Source organism: Thermaerobacillus caldiproteolyticus, assembly GCF_015326725.1.
GTDB classification, from domain to species: Bacteria; Bacillota; Bacilli; order Bacillales; family Anoxybacillaceae; genus Thermaerobacillus; species Thermaerobacillus caldiproteolyticus.
In genome coordinates, this window is record NZ_CP064060.1 from 780,860 (window position 1) to 799,589 (window position 18,730).

At 41.4% G+C, this 18,730-nt stretch carries 19 protein-coding genes; 14 read left to right on the forward strand and 5 right to left on the reverse strand.

Features of this window, described 5'->3' with window-relative positions; translation table 11 throughout:
- Both ISX45_RS04040 and ISX45_RS04045 read left to right on the forward strand, forming a co-directional pair.
- Nucleotides 1-1,749, forward strand: coding sequence for an ABC transporter transmembrane domain-containing protein (locus ISX45_RS04040; RefSeq protein ID WP_194520018.1), 1,749 nt, complete (start codon nt 1-3; stop codon nt 1,747-1,749).
- Nucleotides 1,749-3,533 carry an ABC transporter ATP-binding protein gene (locus ISX45_RS04045; protein ID WP_194520604.1) on the forward strand — a complete coding sequence of 595 codons (1,785 nt, stop codon included), beginning with the start codon at nt 1,749-1,751 and terminating at the stop codon, nt 3,531-3,533. The genes ISX45_RS04040 and ISX45_RS04045 overlap by 1 nt, the downstream gene beginning before the upstream one ends.
- Nucleotides 3,534-3,548: 15 nt before the next feature.
- Here ISX45_RS04045 and ISX45_RS04050 read toward each other — a convergent pair whose 3' ends face one another.
- Entirely contained in the window at nt 3,549-3,737 is a 189-nt protein-coding gene (locus ISX45_RS04050; RefSeq protein WP_181557131.1) for an aspartyl-phosphate phosphatase Spo0E family protein, read from the reverse strand.
- A gap of 181 nt (nt 3,738-3,918) precedes the next feature.
- Here ISX45_RS04050 and ISX45_RS04055 point away from each other — a divergent pair, with 181 nt between their 5' ends.
- From ISX45_RS04055 to ISX45_RS04065, 3 genes are all read left to right on the forward strand, one after another.
- Nucleotides 3,919-4,626, forward strand: a complete 708-nt coding sequence (locus ISX45_RS04055) for a cytochrome c biogenesis CcdA family protein (protein WP_194520019.1) — start codon at nt 3,919-3,921, stop codon at nt 4,624-4,626.
- A 101-nt stretch (nt 4,627-4,727) separates the two neighbouring features.
- Entirely contained in the window at nt 4,728-5,087 is a 360-nt protein-coding gene (locus tag ISX45_RS04060) for a response regulator (protein WP_220129566.1), read from the forward strand.
- A 58-nt stretch (nt 5,088-5,145) separates the two neighbouring features.
- Entirely contained in the window at nt 5,146-5,628 is a 483-nt protein-coding gene (locus ISX45_RS04065) for a CcdC family protein (protein ID WP_181557129.1), read from the forward strand.
- Between the two features lie 32 nt (nt 5,629-5,660).
- Here ISX45_RS04065 and ISX45_RS04070 read toward each other — a convergent pair whose 3' ends face one another.
- Nucleotides 5,661-6,095: a DUF2621 domain-containing protein gene (locus ISX45_RS04070; RefSeq protein ID WP_194520020.1), complete on the reverse strand. Its 435-nt coding sequence runs from the start codon at nt 6,093-6,095 to the stop codon at nt 5,661-5,663.
- Between the two features lie 275 nt (nt 6,096-6,370).
- On the opposite strand from ISX45_RS04070, the gene ISX45_RS04075 reads away from it, so the two are divergent.
- The 7 genes from ISX45_RS04075 (at nt 6,371) to ISX45_RS04105 (ending at nt 14,114) form a co-directional block, all read left to right on the forward strand.
- Nucleotides 6,371-7,015 (forward strand): cell wall hydrolase, encoded by a 645-nt coding sequence (locus tag ISX45_RS04075; protein ID WP_407649747.1) that lies wholly within the window; start codon nt 6,371-6,373, stop codon nt 7,013-7,015.
- Between the two features lie 157 nt (nt 7,016-7,172).
- Nucleotides 7,173-9,851 carry a sigma-54-dependent transcriptional regulator gene (locus tag ISX45_RS04080; RefSeq protein WP_194520022.1) on the forward strand — a complete coding sequence of 893 codons (2,679 nt, stop codon included), beginning with the start codon at nt 7,173-7,175 and terminating at the stop codon, nt 9,849-9,851.
- A 172-nt stretch (nt 9,852-10,023) separates the two neighbouring features.
- Nucleotides 10,024-10,326, forward strand: coding sequence for a PTS sugar transporter subunit IIB (locus tag ISX45_RS04085; protein WP_194520023.1), 303 nt, complete (start codon nt 10,024-10,026; stop codon nt 10,324-10,326).
- Nucleotides 10,327-10,344: 18 nt separating this feature from the next.
- Complete coding sequence (gene celB / locus ISX45_RS04090; RefSeq protein ID WP_194520024.1) at nt 10,345-11,691, forward strand: PTS cellobiose transporter subunit IIC; 1,347 nt, start codon at nt 10,345-10,347, stop codon at nt 11,689-11,691.
- A 25-nt stretch (nt 11,692-11,716) separates the two neighbouring features.
- Nucleotides 11,717-12,451, forward strand: coding sequence for a chitin disaccharide deacetylase (gene chbG / locus ISX45_RS04095; protein ID WP_194520605.1), 735 nt, complete (start codon nt 11,717-11,719; stop codon nt 12,449-12,451).
- 11 nt (nt 12,452-12,462) lie between these two features.
- Entirely contained in the window at nt 12,463-12,792 is a 330-nt protein-coding gene (locus ISX45_RS04100; RefSeq protein WP_194520025.1) for a PTS lactose/cellobiose transporter subunit IIA, read from the forward strand.
- Entirely contained in the window at nt 12,789-14,114 is a 1,326-nt protein-coding gene (locus ISX45_RS04105) for a 6-phospho-beta-glucosidase (protein ID WP_194520026.1), read from the forward strand. Before ISX45_RS04100 ends, ISX45_RS04105 begins: the two co-directional genes overlap by 4 nt.
- A 95-nt stretch (nt 14,115-14,209) precedes the next feature.
- On the opposite strand, the gene ISX45_RS04110 is transcribed toward ISX45_RS04105, so the two are convergent.
- Entirely contained in the window at nt 14,210-14,587 is a 378-nt protein-coding gene (locus tag ISX45_RS04110) for an alpha-crystallin domain-containing protein (protein ID WP_194520027.1), read from the reverse strand.
- Between the two features lie 103 nt (nt 14,588-14,690).
- A complete protein-coding gene (locus tag ISX45_RS04115) occupies nt 14,691-14,837 on the reverse strand; it encodes a small acid-soluble spore protein P (protein ID WP_015863578.1) in 147 nt (48 codons plus the stop codon).
- A 123-nt stretch (nt 14,838-14,960) separates the two neighbouring features.
- Here ISX45_RS04115 and ISX45_RS04120 point away from each other — a divergent pair, with 123 nt between their 5' ends.
- Nucleotides 14,961-15,221 carry a hypothetical protein gene (locus tag ISX45_RS04120; protein WP_181557121.1) on the forward strand — a complete coding sequence of 87 codons (261 nt, stop codon included), beginning with the start codon at nt 14,961-14,963 and terminating at the stop codon, nt 15,219-15,221.
- Between the two features lie 377 nt (nt 15,222-15,598).
- Here ISX45_RS04120 and sspO read toward each other — a convergent pair whose 3' ends face one another.
- Nucleotides 15,599-15,748 (reverse strand): small acid-soluble spore protein SspO, encoded by a 150-nt coding sequence (gene sspO, locus ISX45_RS04125; RefSeq protein ID WP_181557120.1) that lies wholly within the window; start codon nt 15,746-15,748, stop codon nt 15,599-15,601.
- A 204-nt stretch (nt 15,749-15,952) separates the two neighbouring features.
- Here sspO and acnA point away from each other — a divergent pair, with 204 nt between their 5' ends.
- Complete coding sequence (gene acnA / locus ISX45_RS04130) at nt 15,953-18,664, forward strand: aconitate hydratase AcnA (protein WP_181557119.1); 2,712 nt, start codon at nt 15,953-15,955, stop codon at nt 18,662-18,664.
- The last annotated feature ends 66 nt before the right edge of the window (nt 18,665-18,730 follow it).

An 18,730-nucleotide genomic window follows, 5' to 3' on the forward strand; every position in this document is an offset into this window, starting at 1 on the left:
ATGAAAGTATTTAAAGACTTAATGTGGTTTTTTTATCAAGAGAAAAAGGCATACATTACTGGGATTATCTTATTGATAATCGTTGCATTATTAGAGATGGTTCCCCCAAAAGTCATTGGCATTATCATTGACCACATTAAGAACGGAACGATGACGAAAGCGTATCTCGGTCAATGGATTGGGATTTTGCTTATTATCGCTATAGCACTATATGGTTTGCGATATCTGTGGCGCATTTTAATTTTCGGCTCTGCGGTGAAGCTATCACGTCAACTTCGCAATGAACTGTATGCGCATTTTACAAAAATGTCATCCTCTTTTTACCAGAGAAAACGGATTGGCGATTTAATGGCACATGCGACAAACGATTTACAGGCGATTCAACAAACGGCCGGAAACGGTATATTGACACTTGTTGACTCACTAACGTTAGGAAGCTTCGTTTTGATCGCCATGGCGTTTACGATTAGCTGGAAGTTAACACTCATTAGCTTAATTCCGATGCCGTTCATGGCATTGGCAACAAGTCATTATGGGACGTTACTCCATAAGCGGTTTTTAAAAGCACAAGAAGCGTTTTCTTCGTTAAACGATAAAGTACAAGAAAGCATTAGCGGAATGAAAGTGATAAAAACGTTTGGTTATGAACTAGAAGATGTTGAATCATTTCGCAGGCAATCCAATAAAGTGGTTTCCAAAAATATGGATGTTGCAAAAATTGATGCCTTGTTTGATCCGACGATTTCGTTTATTGTTGGCCTGTCTTTTTTCTTAGCGGTCGTGTTTGGAGCGAAAATGGTGTTAGCAGGGGAGCTAACGATTGGGCAACTCGTGTCGTTTACAACGTATTTAGGCATTTTAATTTGGCCGATGCTGGCGTTTGGCTGGTTGTTCAACATCGTCGAACGGGGACGTGCCTCTTACGATCGCGTTCGGAGCTTGTTGAGCGAACAAGAGGAAATACAAGAGGTAGAAAATGCGATTTCCACACCGCCGATAGGGGATATTGTATACGATATCAGGCAATTTACATATCCAAACGAAACAGCTCCTGTGTTACAACATATTTCTTTTACGTTAAAGCGCGGTCAAACGCTTGGCCTCGTCGGAAAAACAGGAACAGGAAAAACAACGTTATTAAAGCTGCTGATTCGTGAATTTGATCAATATGATGGACAGATTCGATTCGCTGGTCATGAAATTAGCCAATACAAACGAAATGCATTGCGCGCTTCCATCGGCTATGTGCCGCAAGACCACTTCTTATTTTCAGTAACCGTTAGAGAAAACATTGCTTTTGCTTGTCCAGAAGCGAGCGAGGACAAAATTATTGAAGCGGCGAAATTAGCAAGTGTTCATGAAGATATTGAACAGTTTACCGACGGCTATGACACGATCGTCGGTGAAAGAGGGGTGTCCCTTTCCGGCGGCCAAAAACAGCGCATTTCCATTGCACGTGCGCTGTTAATGAATCCGGAAGTTCTTATTCTTGACGACTCATTGTCGGCTGTTGATGCAAAAACGGAGGAACGGATTTTATCCGCTTTAAAAGAAAATCGTGCTGGTAAAACAACGATCATTGCCTCACACAGATTAAGTGCGGTTCAACATGCCGATTTGATTCTTGTTTTAGACAATGGGCAAATTGCCCAAATGGGAACACACGAAACGCTGATGAATGAGCGCGGCTGGTATCGCGATATGTATTATCGTCAGCAGCTGGAATCATTAGTCGAACACGGGGGGTAATCATGGACAAATTATTAACTCCGAAAGAGCAACGGCAAGTATTATGGAGATTGCTTTCCTACATAAAGGGTTATAAAACAGAGGCGATCGTTGCGTTTATTTTATTGATTTTTGCAACGGCAGGGGAACTTATTGGACCGTATTTAGTCAAAGTGTTTATTGACGATTATTTAACGCCGCGTCGTCTTGAGGCACGCCCGCTCCTTTGGATAGCTGGCGCATACTTAGGGGTGCTTGTCGCCAAAACGGTCATTACGTATTTCCAGCTTGTCAAATTTCAAGAGCTAGCATTAAATATTATTCAATCGTTGCGTATCGACGTGTTTACAAAAGTGCATCAGCTTGGAATGCGCTATTTTGACCAAACGCCGGGAGGAAGCATCGTTTCGCGCGTCACAAACGATACGGAAGCGATTCAAGACATGTTTGTGAGTGTGCTTTCTAGCTTTGTTCAAAACGGTGTATTTGTGATTGGGATTTTTATCGCGATGTTTTTGTTAAATGTTCAACTGGCGCTGTATTGTCTATTTATTTTGCCGGTGATACTGTGGATTATGAAACTGTATCGCCATTATAGTCCGATTTTTTACAAAGAAATGCGCGAACGATTAAGCGAATTGAATGCGAAATTGAATGAATCACTGCAGGGAATGGCGATCATTCAAGTATTTCGTCAAGAAAAGCGGCTGCGTCAAGAATTTGCGATGATTAATGACAAACATTATGAAGCAGGGATGAAAAATATTAAAATTGATGGCTTGCTTTTAAGACCAGCCATTGATGTTGTGTACATTTTGTCGATTATTGTCGTGCTCAGTTTTTTCGGTATTTCTGCAATGGAAAGCCCGGTAGAAATCGGGGTGCTGTATGCCTTTGTGAACTATTTGGAGCGCTTTTTTGAACCGGTAACTCAAATGATGATGCGTCTGTCGTTATATCAGCAAGCGATCGTTTCCGGTGCGCGCGTGTTTGCACTTCTTGACCATACAGAATTAGCACCGGGAGCGGCAGAAGAAAGAGGCACAACAATTTCCAAAGGGACGATTGAATTTCGTAATGTCAGCTTTTCTTATGATGGAAAACGCGATGTATTAAAGCATATTTCCTTTATCGCAAAACCAGGCGAAACAGTAGCGTTAGTTGGGCATACCGGAAGTGGAAAAAGCTCGATTATTAACTTGCTCATGAGATTTTATGAATTTGACCGCGGCGATATTCTCATTGATGGTGTATCGATTCGTCATTATTCGAACGAAGAACTGCGCAAGAATATCGGTCTCGTTTTGCAAGATCCGTTTTTGTTTTACGGCACGATCGAAGAGAACATTCGCATGTACAATCGCGACTTAACCAATAAAGATATTGTTGAAGCTGCACGTTTCGTGCAAGCGGATGAATTTATTAAAAAACTTCCGCAACAATATCGCCATCAAGTCGTTGAACGGGGCGCTACCTTTTCAAGCGGACAACGGCAATTAATTGCTTTTGCGCGCACGATAGCGATGAATCCGAAAATTCTCGTTCTTGATGAAGCGACAGCCAATATTGATACAGAAACGGAAGAAGCAATTCAAGAGGCGCTTGCCAACATGCGAAAAGGACGAACAACGATCGCGATTGCCCATCGCTTGTCCACCATCCAAGATGCTGACCAAATTCTCGTTCTTCATCGCGGTGAAATTGTTGAAAGAGGGACGCATCAAGAACTATTGGCGCAAAAAGGACTTTACTATAAAATGTATTTATTGCAAAACGGGCTAACGGATGTTGAAGAATATGTATAAGGAAAAAGCGCTTTTTCACTCTTGCCAGTGAGGGGAGGAGCGTTTTTTCTTCTTAAACTTATATTCGTTATATTGATTTAACAACAAATCTAGCTCTTGGCTTAATTGAAGTGTGACCGTTGCATTTAAGCCGTTTTTCGCAACGATTTCTATTAACTCATTCCGTTTTTGTTCAATGAGTGTAAGAATTTTTTGCTTTGACACGAGAGGTCAAGTCCTTTCTTTTCAAGGATTATATAGGTATTGTAAACTATTTTGGTAATTAATTCAAAAGAGAAATAACTATTTTTCTTGTTTCACCATTAGATAATTCAATCGAAGTATCACCAAGGTACTCATTTTTTTGGTAAAATGAAAATAAAAAAGAGTTTAGGAGCTGAATAACATGACTGATGTCAATGTTTTTTTGGCATTTGGAGCCGGATTTTTGTCGTTTATTTCGCCATGCTGTTTGCCGCTTTATCCAGCGTTTTTATCATATGTTACCGGCGTATCGGTCGCAGAGTTACAATCGGAGAATGCGATGTTACAAAAGCGCAGTTTGTTACATACGTTTTTTTTCTTGCTTGGTTTTTCGTTTATTTTTATTTCGATCGGGTTCGGTACATCGTTCATTGGTCAGTGGTTTAACGAATATCAAGATTTTATTCGCCAGATTGGTGCAATTCTTATTATCTTTTTTGGATTTGTCATTGTTGGAGTATTTAAGCCAAGCTTTTTGATGAAAGATCGACGTTTTTCCTTCCAGAAGCGGCCTTCCGGTTATGTCGGTTCGATTCTGATTGGTATGGCCTTTGCTGCAGGATGGACGCCGTGCACAGGGCCGATTTTAGTATCTGTCATCGCGCTAGCAGCAACGAACCCAAGTTCAGGAATGATTTATATGTTAGCGTATTCATTGGGATTTGCTATCCCGTTTTTTCTTCTTTCCTTTTTTATTGGCAAGATGCAGTGGATCCGTCGCCATCATGTCAAAATCGTGAAAGTAGGCGGATATACAATGATCGTGATGGGAGTTGTATTATTTTTTGACTGGATGACCAAAATTATTGTTTATACAACAAGTATTTTCGGGGGATTCACCGGCTTTTAAGTTCCGGCAAGTTGAATTTCATCGTCAAATTCGTTACATTGTTTGATAGGACCGACGACCCGTTATGCACATATGATTCTTAGCTGAGTAGGGGGATGATCATGGCCAAAATACTCATTGTAGACGATGCAAAGTTTATGCGAATGACGTTATCGAACATTTTAAGGAAAGCAAATCATGAGATTGTCGGGGAAGGAGAAAACGGGCAGGAAGCTGTGGAGCTGTATCGAACATTAAAACCCGATGTCGTTACTTTGGATATTACAATGCCCATTATGAACGGATTGGAAGCGGTAAAGGCAATTAAGCGCGAGGATGAGAACGCAAAAATTATTATGTGTTCAGCGATGGGGCAACAAAAAATGGTTGTGGAAGCGATCGAAGCAGGGGCGATTGATTTTATCGTCAAACCGTTTGAAGAAAGTCGCGTCATCGAAGCAGTGAATCGCGCGTTAATGTAGCGATGCATAATAATAAAAAGTATACCAATGAGTAAATTAATGGTAAAGGATGATGATTGTGGCAATAATTAGTTCAATTATCGCAGTGTGTATGGCAGTGTTCATTTTATTTGTGAGATTGAAAGCGTCGAAAAGGCCGACAAATGCAAGAAAAATTATTTTACCTCCCATTTTTATGAGCACAGGTGCACTTATGTTTTTAGACCCACCGTTTCGAGTTACAAAAGGTGAGCTGTTAGAAGCAATTGTGCTAGGGGCTTTTTTCTCTATTTTTCTCATTAAAACATCAAAGTTTGAAATTAAAGATGGACACATTTATTTAAAACGCTCAAAAGCATTTGTGTGGATTTTAATTAGCTTACTCGTCATTCGCCTTGGCTTAAAATCATATTTAGGAAGAACGATTGATTATCGTCAATTAAGCGGGATGTTTTACTTGCTGGCGTTTTCCATGATTGTGCCGTGGCGAGTTGCTATGTATATTTCTTACAAAAAATTAGAAAGACAGCTTAATCATAATCCAACGATATGGTCAACGTAAAAAGAAAAGCGGAGGCGAGATGCCACCGCTTTTTATTTGCTTTGGAGCAAATGTTCGTAAGGGGCTAAATTAATTTGTTTTTCTTTCAAGGCTTTGACTAAAAATTTATGATCGCGTTTAGGTGTGGCGATAATATAGCCGCGGATCACTAAATCTTTTGTAATACAGGATGCATTTTCTTGAAGGGCTAGTTCGCCGATTTTGCCGGCGATTTTTTGCCGGGCAACATCGCGAAACAGCTCTGGTACAGGCTTTACTAAATCTTCAAGAAGCGCTTTTTCCTCATCGCCCCATAAGTGCCGTGTCTGTTCGATGTAATATTCCTGCCAGTCCAATTCGGACTTTCCATCTGCTTTCGGCAATCTCTTTAAAAATTTGCGAAACATAAAAAAACCACCAATTGACATCGTGATCAACAAAAAGACGACCCAAAACAAAATAAACCAAAGAAACCAACCTGTTAACATACTTTCACCTCAACGCAAACTTCCATCTCTATCAATCATTATCGCGAAAATAGCTATGTTTGGCAAGAAGGGCTGCTTTTGGCTGATATGTCGTTGATTGTTACGAAACTGTAATAGAACTGTAAAGAAGAGCCGTGATCCCTTATCTATCAATGTGTTTGCATATGTCATAGAGATGAAATGGTAATTCCGACCAGTGATATGCGTCTATGAACATGCTAATCTAGGAAATGCCAACGAGAGAGCCAACAAGCAACTATGAGGAGGACAAAATGATGAAAAAAGTCTTTTCAACACTCGCAGTAGTTTGCTGTATGGTTGGAGCGTTTACAGCACAACAAGGGAATGCGGCAACGACGTATACATACTATAAAGTACAAAAAGGTGATTCTTTTTATAAAATTGCTAAAAAATATAAAACTACGATTTCCACAATAAAAACGTTAAACAAACGGAAAAGTGATCAAATTTTCGCTGGCGAAACGTTAAAAGTGCCTGTAACGGTGAAAGCAACCAAGACAGTATCAACAGCGAAACCTTCGATTACGGCGGAGGAACGGAAATTAATGGCGCAGCTCGTTCAAGCGGAAACGGGCTCAAGTGAACCGTTCGCCGGAAAAGTAGAAGTAGCTTTAGTAATTTTAAATCGTGTAAAAAACCCTGCATTTCCTAATAGCATTAAAGGCGTGATTTATCAAAAAACGAAAACAGGCTATGCATTTGTACCTGTGAAAACAGGAAAGCTGACTCGCATTCAGCCAACGAAACAAGATTATGCGGCTGTCGATGAAGCATTAGCGTTATTTCCAAAAGATCGCCGCGGTTCCCTCTACTTCTACAATCCAAAAATCACTAAAGACAAATGGATTCTTTCAAGACCGGTAACGATTCGCATCGGTCATCATGTGTTTGCGAAGTAAACATGCCGCTTGCTTAATGATAAACCATTGATGAGGATGTTCCTTTATAAAGGAGCATCCTCTTTTATTATTGGCAATAAAATAGTAAAGAGATGGAGAAGAAAACAGCTTTTTACTGACTGTCTAGTAAACAATAATTGATAGGGGAGAGTGTGATGTGAAACGGATTGATATCGTCTATGAAAAATTAAAGGAGTTAACATCGAGCAACAACGAGTGGATTAGTGCTCAACAGCTAGCGAGCATATTGAAGCTAGACCGCGCCAACGTCAGTAGCGATTTAAACAAGCTGTGGAAGAAGGGAAAAGTACAAAAAAGAAATGGAAGACCTGTTCTTTTTTCCGTTGTGCGACAAAAATCCAGTGAGATGTTTTTAACAAAATTGGATGAACTAATGTATCATCAACCAAGTTTAGCGATCGCTGTCGAACAAGGAAAAGCAGCGATTCTTTATCCTCCAAAAGGAATGCATATGCTTATCCTCGGTGAAACAGGGACCGGAAAATCAATGTTTGCCGAGCTTCTTCATGAGTTTTCCATCGAAATTCGTAAATGTTCACAAGATGCTCCATTTATTGCATTTAATTGCGCCGATTACGCCAATAATCCGCAATTATTGCTTGGCCAACTGTTTGGCGTCAAAAAAGGAGCATACACTGGAGCGGCTGAACAAAAAGGGCTCATTGAAAAAGCAAACAACGGTATTTTATTCTTAGATGAAGTACATCGGCTGCCGGCTGAGGGGCAAGAAATGCTATTTACTTTTATCGATAAAGGGGTGTACCGCCGGCTAGGAGAAACGGAGACAGTGCGAAGTGCGAATGTATTGCTTATTTGTGCGACGACGGAAAACCCGGAATCGAGTCTACTAACCACATTTCGGCGTAGAATCCCGATGAATATTTATTTGCCTCCGTTGCGAGAACGAACGACAGAAGAACGATGTCACTTAATTTTTCATTTTTTCAGAGAGGAAGCGATTCGATTAGGAAAAGAAATTTACGTTTCCGCTAATACGGTTCGAGCGTTTTTATGCTATCCATGTCCGAATAACGTTGGCCAATTAAAAGCAGACATTCAGCTAGCGTGTGCCAAAGCATATGCCGATTATGTCACAGCGAAAAAGGAGAAAGTTCAAATTAATAGCCCGGATTTACCTCATTATATAAAAGAAGGTCTTTTCATTGCCAAAAAGCAAGCAAGATCTCTTGTTTTTCAATATCGTTACTATATTTTTTCTCCGGATCGTGAAGAGATGAGTTTTGAACCAAACGAGGCAGACTACCAAAATATATACGAAAGCATTGAAAGAAAGTTTAACGAGCTGAAGGCGCATGGTGTAAATGATGATGAGCTTGAACTTTTAATGGAAATTGATGTGGAAAATTATTTTACCCAATATATGAAAGGAGTAAACAGGCGCATTCATACTGGCAATGACTTAGCGAAAATTATTGATCCGCCGATCATTCAATTAGCGGAAACGATAATCCAGCAGGCAGAAAGAGCCCTTCGTAAACGGTTTGCGAAAAAAGTCGTGTATGGTCTTGCTTTGCATATTCAAACATCGATTCAGCGAATTCAAAGCGGCAAAAAGATTATGAACCCGCATCTCAATAAAGTACGAATGATGTACAAAAACGAATTTAACCTTGCTTTAGATTGCATGAAAATGATTGAAGAACATACGGGGCTTGACCTTCCCATTGATGAAGCCAGTTTTCTAACAATGTTTTTTGTGCTGGATAATGAAGCAATCAACGATCATGAAGAACATGTGTCCATTTTAGTCATGATGCATGGAAACGGAGCAGCCGCAGCAATGGCCGATGTCACCAACCATTTGCTTGCCACCGATCACGTGAAAGCGATTGATATGCCGTTGCATTTAGAGCCCAAAGAAATATTTGAACGAGCCAAAATGCTTGTGAAACAAATCGCTTCGAAGAAAGGTCTTCTTCTTTTAGTTGATATGGGCTCGCTTACTACATTTGGAGAACTGCTAGAAAAAGAGGTTGGTATTCCTGTGAAAGTCGTATCCGCCATTAGCACCCCACACGTTCTCGAAGCAGCGCGGAAAGCAATAGTAGGCTATTCGCTCGAAGAAATTTATGAAGATGTGAAAAATGTTACCCCATTTTATGTAAACCGCCCACTATGGAATGGAGATGAGCAAAAACAAGAAAAGTTTGTAATTATTACTGCTTGTGTAACCGGAAAAGGAAGCGCTTTAGCGATAAAAAAAGTGCTTGAGACGTATTTGCATTTTGATAATGAGTTTGTAGATATCATTCCGATTCATGTCGCTAGTGAAAAAGATATGCAGATGAGGTTGTCTCAAATTGAAAAACATTACCGCTTGTTATGTGTGATTAGTAATGTCCCATTTTTAGGTAAAACCCCATATTTTTATATTGAAGAGGTGTTAAGTTTACGGGCTATCAAATCAATTCAAAAACTGATTGATATAGAAGAAACATATACAAAAATGATTGAAATACTGACCAATCATCTTCAACGTATTCGAGCAAGCGAAGGGATTGCTGCGATTCGCTGTTGTTTTGCAAACATTCAGCAGAAGCTGCAAATCAATGTCCATCCTCACGATATGATCGGGATGGTCCTTCATACGTGCTGTATGCTTGACCGTCTCATCGCAGGCGACAATTCTGTTCAATATGAACAAAAGGAAAAATATATAAAAGAGAACGAGTGGCTATATCATCTTGTGAAAAAAGAGTTGCATTCTCTTGAAAAGAAATATCGTGTCAACATTACTAAGGATGAGCTGTGTTATATTATGAAATTTTTTGAATATTGTAAAACAAATTGTTAACACACAATATATGATTCTTTGTTTTTTCCGAACACTATTGTAAACGTTTTCAAAAACAATTTCTGTTTTTATAACACACTGATGTTTTATGCTTACTCGCACGCTTTTTTTGCACCTTGGCATGAATATTGCAGCAGTATGTTAGTGAGAACTCATAAGGGGGAATGATTCGATGAACATTTTATTAGTTTGTGCCGCTGGCATGTCGACAAGTTTGTTAGTAACAAAAATGCAACAAGCTGCTAAAGAAAAAGGCATCGAAGCAAACATTTGGGCGGTTTCTGCCGATGAAGCAAAAGCACATCTCGATCGTGCTGATGTGTTGCTGCTTGGACCGCAAGTTCGTTACAAGCTGTCGCAATTTAAAAAAGAAGGCGAAGCGCGCGGTATTCCCGTTGATGTCATTAACCCAACGGATTACGGACGTGTCAATGGCGCAGGTGTTCTTGAATTTGCGCTGCGATTAAAACAATAAAAAAGGGGGGACGGGCGAATGAATGCGTTTATCAGTGTGTTAGAAAAATATGTCATGCCAGTCGCCGGTCGAATCGCTGAACAAAAACATCTTCAAGCGATTCGTGATGGAATTATTTTAGCGATGCCATTATTAATTATTGGTTCTTTATTTTTGATTCTTGGGTACCTTCCAATTCCCGGCTATAACGAATTTATGGCTGGAATATTCGGAGAAAAGTGGCTGGAAAAGCTTCTTTATCCCGTTGGAGCCACCTTTGATATTATGGCGCTTGTCGTTAGCTTTGGGGTTGCTTATCGGCTTGCCGAAAAATACAAGGTAGATGCGCTGTCGGCCGGCGCGATTTCACTTGCAGCGTTTTTGCTAGCGACTCCTTATAAGGTGCCTTTTGTTCCTGAAGGTTCCAAAGAGACGATAATGGTTGGCGGCGGTATTCCAGTGCAATGGGTTGGCAGTAAAGGATTGTTTGTCGCAATGATTTTGGCACTTATTTCAACGGAGATTTATCGAAAAATCATTCAAAAAAATATCGTCATTAAGCTTCCAGACGGAGTGCCACCAGCGGTATCTCGCTCATTTGTTGCACTGATTCCGGGATTTGCGGTCATTTGCCTTATTTGGGTATCCCGTTTACTTTTAGAACTCACGCCGTTTGAAAGCTTCCATAATATCGTTACCGTATTGTTAAACAAACCGCTCAGCACCTTAGGCGGCAGTTTATTTGGAGCGATTATTGCTGTGCTCCTTGTTCAGCTTCTTTGGTCTGTCGGCTTGCATGGAGCGGCAATTGTCGGTGGCATCATGGGTCCCATCTGGCTTTCGCTCATGGACGAAAATCGGATGGTTTTCCAAGCGAATCCGAACGCAGATTTGCCGAATGTCATTACTCAGCAGTTTTTTGACCTTTGGATTTATATTGGTGGTTCTGGAGCGACATTGGCGCTTGCAGTGGCGATGTTGCTTCGTTCACGAAGTCAGCAGCTGAAAAGTCTTGGACGTCTTTCGATTGCGCCAGGCATTTTTAATATTAATGAACCGATTACGTTCGGCATGCCGATCGTGATGAACCCGTTACTCATTATCCCGTTCATTCTTGTGCCAATTGTGTTGACAATCATTTCTTATGTAGCGATGGCGACAGGTCTTGTTGCCAAGCCGAGCGGAGTGGCGGTACCGTGGACGACACCGATGATTATTAGCGGTTATTTAGCAACAGGAGGGAAAATATCTGGTAGTATTTTGCAAATTATTAATTTCTTGATTGCTTTAGCGATTTATTATCCGTTTTTTGCGATGTGGGACAAACAAAAAGTAGCCGAAGAAGGCGATATCACTGACGCAAAAATGGATTCAACGATGACATAGCAAAGGTGAGGCGAGAACGATGTCGATTCGATGCATTATTAACGCGGATGACTTTGGTTATTCCAAAGGTGTTAATTTAGGGATTTTAGAAGCATTTCAACATGGAGTCGTGACATCTACGACGATGATGGTGAATATGCCGGGGGCGGAACATGCCGCCCAGCTGGCAAAAGAGAATCCAGATTTAGGAGTAGGAATTCATTTTGTGCTAACATGCGGAAAACCCGTTTGTTCCGATGTTTCATCATTAGTGAATGAAAACGGTGAATTTCGTAAGCGCGATGAACAGCTTCTTCATGCGGATATCAATGAGATTGAGAGGGAATTAACGGCTCAGCTTGAAAAATTTTTCTCACTTGGACTAACGCCGACTCATATCGATAGCCATCATCATGTTCATGCTCACGAGAAGGTATTTCCGATTGTAAAAAAACTTGCTCAGCAGCACCATTTGCCTGCTCGGCCTGTACCTTCTACGGATATGTTTGATTTACAGACGGTGGATGTGTTTATTCATCAATTTTACGGTAACGATTTGACAAAGGAATATTTTTTATCATTGGTCAATCAAATCAGCGACGGGCAAACAGCAGAAATCATGTGCCATCCTGCTTACATTGACCTTCCATTACAAATAGGCAGCTCGTATTGTCTTGGGCGTATCAACGAACTAGCGATTTTAACTGATCCAGAGATACGTCAGGCAATCTCAGAAAGAAACATCGAACTCATCACTTATCGCGAATTAAAACATACGTAGGAGAGAAGGATATGGAAACTTATGAAGAAATTGTGTTTCAACTCATTCTTCATGGCGGAAACGGGAGAAGTCATGCGATGGAAGCTATTGCTGCCGCCAAAAAGGGAGATTTTATAACAGCAAGGAACCATCTGCAAAAGGCAAGCGAAGAGTTAAATGCTGCTCACCATGTCCAAACCTCGCTCATTCAAAACGAAGCGAATGGGAAGCGAAAAGAAGTCACTTTGTTGATGATACACGCGCAAGATCACTTAATGAACGCGATCACGCTAAAAGAGCTGGCCGCTGAGTTTGTTGATTTATATGAGTCATTGCAAAACAAAGGGGGAAGAAAAATATGAGCATACAAGGATTGAAAATTGTCACCATCGGCGGAGGGTCTAGCTATACACCTGAATTAGTTGAGGGATTTATCAAACGGTATGATGAGCTTCCCGTCCGTGAGTTATGGCTCGTTGACATTCCAGAGGGAGAGGAAAAACTAAACATTGTCGGCGAACTAGCGAAACGAATGGTCAAAAAAGCAGGCGTGCCGATGGACATTCGTTTGACGCTTGATCGACGCAAAGCACTAGAAGGAGCAGATTTTGTCACGACACAATTTCGCGTCGGTCGCCTTGAGGCGCGCATGAAAGACGAAAAAATTCCATTAAAATATGGCGTTATTGGTCAAGAAACAAACGGACCGGGCGGATTGTTTAAAGGGTTACGAACGATTCCAGTCATTCTTGACATTATTAAGGATATGAAAGAGCTTTGTCCAGACGCATGGCTCATCAATTTCACGAACCCAGCAGGAATGGTGACAGAAGCGGTACTGCGTTACGGCAACTATAAAAAAGTCGTCGGTTTATGTAATGTGCCAATCGGGATGCGCATGGGAGTCGCCAAACTGCTTGGTGTTGATGCTCGTCGTGTGCATATTGATTTTGCCGGGCTTAACCATATGGTATTTGGGGTAAATATCTATGTAGACGGTAACAATATGACAGAGGAATTGATTGATCGATTAACAAGCGGTGAAGCGTCTGGGATCACGATGCGAAATATCGTCGATCTTGGTTGGGAACCCGGTTTTTTAAAGGGATTAAAAATTCTTCCGTGCCCGTATCATCGCTACTATTTCCAAACGAGCAAAATGCTCGCTGAAGAAATGGAAGCAGAAAAAACGGTTGGCACGCGTGCGGAAGTCGTAAAAAAGCTAGAAGACGAGCTATTTGAGCTGTACAAAGATCCGAATCTTGATATCAAACCGCCGCAACTTGAGAAGCGGGGAGGTGCTTATTATAGCGATGCTGCATGCAGCCTCATTACCTCGATTTACAATGATAAGCGCGATATTCAGCCAGTGAATACGCAAAATAATGGAGCGATTGCCAGTATTCCGAACGAATCAGCTGTTGAAGTGAATTGTGTGATTACAAAAGAAGGTCCAAAACCGATTGCGGTTGGTGATCTTCCAGTCGCAGTAAGAGGACTTGTTCAGCAAATTAAGTCATTTGAACGAGTCGCTGCGGAGGCAGCTGTAACAGGTGACTATAATACCGCTCTTGTGGCGATGACGATTAACCCTCTTGTTCCATCAGATACGATTGCTAAACAAATTTTAGATGAAATGTTAGAAGCTCATAAAGAGTATTTACCGCAGTTTTTTAAAGGGTGAAAACCTCGTAACATTCAATTGCTCTGCCGAAACGGCAGAGCAATTTTTACACCATAAAAATATTATGTAAACAAAAGCTCTTATTTCGAAGAGCTTTACAAATCTATTTCATGAATAGTGATCATATAACGATTGGGATGATTCGCGCTTATTTCTTTGCTGATGTGAATTTCCAAAATAGGCGATGTAAAATAAGCACGAATGTTTTTATTCAGAAGAGGGAACGGCAAATGAACGACCCGTTGTTTATTAATGTTTTCGTTTTCGTGTACTTGAATAATTAAAGCATCGTTTTCACATGTGACGAATATTTGCTCTTTTGTACAGTTGATAAGCTCTGACTCTACGATATATTCGGTTTCCGTTTCAAATACATCGACACGAAATACCGTCTCGTCTAAAATGCTGGAAAATGGATCGCTACATAATGCCTCAAGCCATTGTTCCAATTCAGACTTTTTATCGTTTTCCACTCTATAACAACTCCCTCCGCATTCACCGATAGAATGGCTATTTTCTATCATATGCATCGCATTTGAAAGCGTTCGCGGCGGGAGTTGTAGAAAAAATCTTCCATTACATATCGTGACTGGAATTATGCTTTTGACGCGTATGGTTGCGGTTTTTCACTTTTTTTGATCCGCTTAAAGGTTCTGGTTGGCCGGGATTATCACCTTTTGGTGCATTTTTTCGCATATCTGTACTTGTATTTTTATTCGTCATTTTGATCTTCCTCCTTCTATTCATTAGGATAACAGCATTTTCTCTGTTTATTCGCGGTATAATTTGTGCCGCATTTGAAACGATAATAAATGCGGAATGCAACTTGCGAAGGAGTGAACAGACATGCCGTATCATAAAGACAAACAACAGGCGTTTCAAGCAGCGCAGCAAGGGACGATGGAAGCAAAAGAATGGTACGATCATTTAGTACGTGACCGTGCTGACTATGGAAGTCAGTTGAAACATTTAAAACAAGAAGTGAATGAAGCGTTCGAACAAATTAACAATGCTCTTGAAGTCGCCTCCGAAAAGCAACGTGCTCAACTCGAACAATTTCGTAGCGATTTACAAGCGATCGTTGACGAAGTGAATGAAATAGAATAACAAAAAGGGAATGTCCTGTATGGAGACATTCCCTTATTGTTAATAAGAAGTATAAAGTTTGAACCGCTGTCTGGACTGGCCCGCAACGCTTTCTGGAAATTTCTTCGGTCGTTTTGACTAGCTCGGCGGCCAACTAGTTTGATTTTTGAATAAACATCCATGCAGAATTTGCTTAAAGCATGATCTGAAAAGTGATGCTTTAAGCCGTTCTGGCATCAATAACCTTCTCCCTCGAAGTGCAAGTAAAGGGCATTTGCCCATCTCGGGAGTGAGGATGACGGCATTTCGCTGTTTGCCTATAGAACGTGGCAGTTTTTAGACGAAATAGGGCGCTTTTCTTATGCGGGCGTCTATGGTTATGCTAGATGACAAAAGTATTATTGATTCTTTTTTCTTTTTTTATTATTTTGGCGCTGTTCCTCTGTTAACGGTTCATTTGCCAGCTCCTCATTGTAGCCTGCTCCCATCCCTTGCGCACTTGCGGCATTCATCCCTGGAATGACATGATTGGCCTTACGTTTTGCCATTCTCTTCACCTCCGCTACTAGTTTGTGACGGGAAGGGGAATTTATTCTTTTATCAAAAGAAAGAGCGGATTTATTATTTACAATGCATGGCCCCTTATAATAAGATAAAAGCGTAACAATTTTGCGGGTTTTGGGAGAATTCATTCTATTTTTTCGACTTTCGCTCGAAAAAATAGTATAGTATTGTATGAGGGGGTAATACATATGGCAAAACAAGACGTATTTCAAGCCCGTTCTTCATTTGAAGTAAGCGGTAAAAAGTATAATTACTACCGTTTGCAAGCGCTTGAAGAAGCAGGGATCGGCAACGTCTCCCGTTTACCGTATTCCATTAAAGTGCTATTAGAATCAGTACTTCGACAAGTAGACGGGCGTGTCATTACGAAAGAGCATGTAGAAAACCTAGCAAAATGGGGAACGTCTGAACTCAAAGACATCGATGTGCCGTTTAAGCCATCACGCGTCATCTTGCAAGACTTTACAGGCGTACCAGCTGTCGTTGACTTAGCGTCGATGCGCAAAGCGATGGCAGATATAGGTGGTGACCCATATGAGATCAATCCGGAAATTCCGGTTGACCTTGTTATTGACCACTCTGTGCAAGTCGATAAAGCTGGAACGGATGATGCGCTTGAGTACAACATGAACCTAGAGTTTGAGCGCAACGCAGAGCGCTATAAGTTTTTAAAATGGGCACAAAAAGCGTTCAACAACTATCGTGCTGTTCCTCCAGCGACGGGAATTGTTCACCAAGTAAACCTCGAATATTTAGCCAATGTTGTTCATACCATTGAAGGGGAAAACGGCGAATATGAAGCGTTCCCGGATACATTAGTCGGTACGGACTCTCATACGACGATGATTAACGGTCTTGGCGTTCTTGGCTGGGGAGTCGGCGGAATTGAAGCGGAAGCAGGAATGCTTGGACAGCCTTCTTACTTCCCAGTACCAGAGGTAATTGGCGTACGTTTAACCGGAAAATTACCAAACGGTACAACCGCAACGGACCTTGCCTTAAAAGTTACGCAAGTTCTTCGCAAAAAAGGCGTTGTGGGCAAGTTCGTTGAATTCTTTGGGCCAGGTGTAGCGACATTGCCGCTTGCTGACCGTGCGACTATCGCGAACATGGCGCCAGAATATGGAGCAACATGTGGTTTCTTCCCGGTGGATGAAGAAGCGCTTGAATATTTACGTTTAACAGGTCGCGATGAGCATCATGTTCAAGTCGTTGAAGCATATTGTAAAGCAAACGGCTTATTCTATACGCCAGATGCGGAAGAACCTATTTTCACTGATGTGGTAGAAATCAATCTTTCTGAAATCGAAGCAAACCTTTCTGGTCCGAAACGTCCACAAGATTTGATTCCGCTTTCCAAAATGAAAGAGGCATTCCGTGAAGCGGTGAAAGCGCCGCAAGGAAACCAAGGCTTCGGATTAACAGAAGCGGATCTTGATAAACAAATCACGGTCACTTTGAATGGCGAAGAAGTGACGATGAAAACAGGAGCAATTGCCATCGCGGCGATCACAAGCTGTACGAATACTTCAAATCCATATGTATTAATCGGTGCTGGTTTAGTGGCGAAAAAAGCCGTAGAAAAAGGATTACAAGTTCCAAAATACGTAAAAACATCACTCGCACCGGGTTCTAAAGTAGTTACTGGCTACTTAAAAGACTCCGGCTTGCTTCCATACCTAGAGCAAATCGGTTTTAACATTGTCGGTTATGGCTGTACGACATGTATTGGTAACTCAGGACCGTTAGCTCCTGAACTAGAAAAAGCGATTGCGGAAAACGATTTGCTTGTTACAAGTGTGCTTTCTGGTAACCGCAACTTCGAAGGTCGCATTCATCCGCTTGTAAAAGGGAACTATCTTGCTTCACCGCCGCTTGTTGTGGCGTATGCCCTAGCCGGTACGGTGGATATTGACTTATTAAATGAGCCAATCGGCAAAGATAAAGATGGCAATGATGTGTACTTTAATGACATTTGGCCATCCATGGAAGAAGTCAAAGAAGTCGTCAAACAAACGGTAACACCAGAACTGTTCCGCAAAGAATATGAGCGCGTGTTCGATGACAATCAGCGCTGGAATGCGATCGAAACAACGGATGAGCCGCTTTATCAATGGGACGAGGATTCCACATACATTCAAAATCCGCCGTTCTTTGAAGGACTATCTCCAGACGTTCGCGAAGTACAGCCGCTTACAGGCTTGAGAGTTGTTGGAAAATTCGGTGATTCCGTCACAACTGACCATATTTCACCAGCCGGCTCGATCGGCAAAAATACACCAGCTGGTCAGTACCTCATATCAAAAGGCGTCGATCCAAAAGATTTCAACTCATACGGATCTCGCCGCGGCAATCATGAGGTCATGATGCGCGGTACGTTTGCGAACATTCGCATTCGCAACCAAATTGCGCCAGGAACAGAAGGCGGTTACACAACGTACTGGCCGACAGGCGAAGTGATGTCCATTTACGATGCGTGCATGAAATACAAACAAGACGGCACAGGTCTTGTGGTTATCGCTGGTAAAGACTATGGAATGGGAAGCTCCCGCGACTGGGCAGCAAAAGGTACATTCTTATTAGGAATTAAGACCGTCATTGCCGAAAGCTTTGAGCGTATTCACCGCTCGAACCTTGTCCTAATGGGTGTATTGCCGCTTCAATTTAAAGAAGGGGAAAATGCAGAAACATTAGGATTAACAGGAAAAGAAGTGTTCGAAGTGCACATTGACGAAAACGTCAAACCGCGCGATTATGTAAAAGTAACCGCTACAAATCCAGAAACAGGAGAAACGAAAGAGTTCGAAGTATTAGTTCGTTTCGACAGCGAAGTCGAAATCGACTACTATCGCCACGGCGGTATTTTGCAAATGGTATTGCGGGAAAAATTGAAAAAATAATAGAGAAACAGAAATCAAACAAGCAGGCAATTTATTTGCCTGCTTGTTTGATTGTTAAAGTTTATG

Bases quoted from the DNA above. Each gene is read 5' to 3' on its own strand.
- ISX45_RS04070 (WP_194520020.1), bottom strand. From the start codon at position 6,095: ATGTTAACAGGTTGGTTTCTTTGGTTTATTTTGTTTTGGGTCGTCTTT.
- sspO (WP_181557120.1), bottom strand. From the start codon at position 15,748: ATGGCAAAACGTAAGGCCAATCATGTCATTCCAGGGATGAATGCCGCA.
- celB (WP_194520024.1), top strand. From the start codon at position 10,345: ATGAATGCGTTTATCAGTGTGTTAGAAAAATATGTCATGCCAGTCGCC.
- ISX45_RS04085 (WP_194520023.1), top strand. From the start codon at position 10,024: ATGAACATTTTATTAGTTTGTGCCGCTGGCATGTCGACAAGTTTGTTA.
- ISX45_RS04055 (WP_194520019.1), top strand. From the start codon at position 3,919: ATGACTGATGTCAATGTTTTTTTGGCATTTGGAGCCGGATTTTTGTCG.
- acnA (WP_181557119.1), top strand. From the start codon at position 15,953: ATGGCAAAACAAGACGTATTTCAAGCCCGTTCTTCATTTGAAGTAAGC.
- ISX45_RS04075 (WP_407649747.1), top strand. From the start codon at position 6,371: ATGAAAAAAGTCTTTTCAACACTCGCAGTAGTTTGCTGTATGGTTGGA.
- ISX45_RS04100 (WP_194520025.1), top strand. From the start codon at position 12,463: ATGGAAACTTATGAAGAAATTGTGTTTCAACTCATTCTTCATGGCGGA.
- ISX45_RS04060 (WP_220129566.1), top strand. From the start codon at position 4,728: ATGGCCAAAATACTCATTGTAGACGATGCAAAGTTTATGCGAATGACG.
- ISX45_RS04105 (WP_194520026.1), top strand. From the start codon at position 12,789: ATGAGCATACAAGGATTGAAAATTGTCACCATCGGCGGAGGGTCTAGC.
- ISX45_RS04040 (WP_194520018.1), top strand. From the start codon at position 1: ATGAAAGTATTTAAAGACTTAATGTGGTTTTTTTATCAAGAGAAAAAG.
- ISX45_RS04115 (WP_015863578.1), bottom strand. From the start codon at position 14,837: ATGACGAATAAAAATACAAGTACAGATATGCGAAAAAATGCACCAAAA.
- ISX45_RS04120 (WP_181557121.1), top strand. From the start codon at position 14,961: ATGCCGTATCATAAAGACAAACAACAGGCGTTTCAAGCAGCGCAGCAA.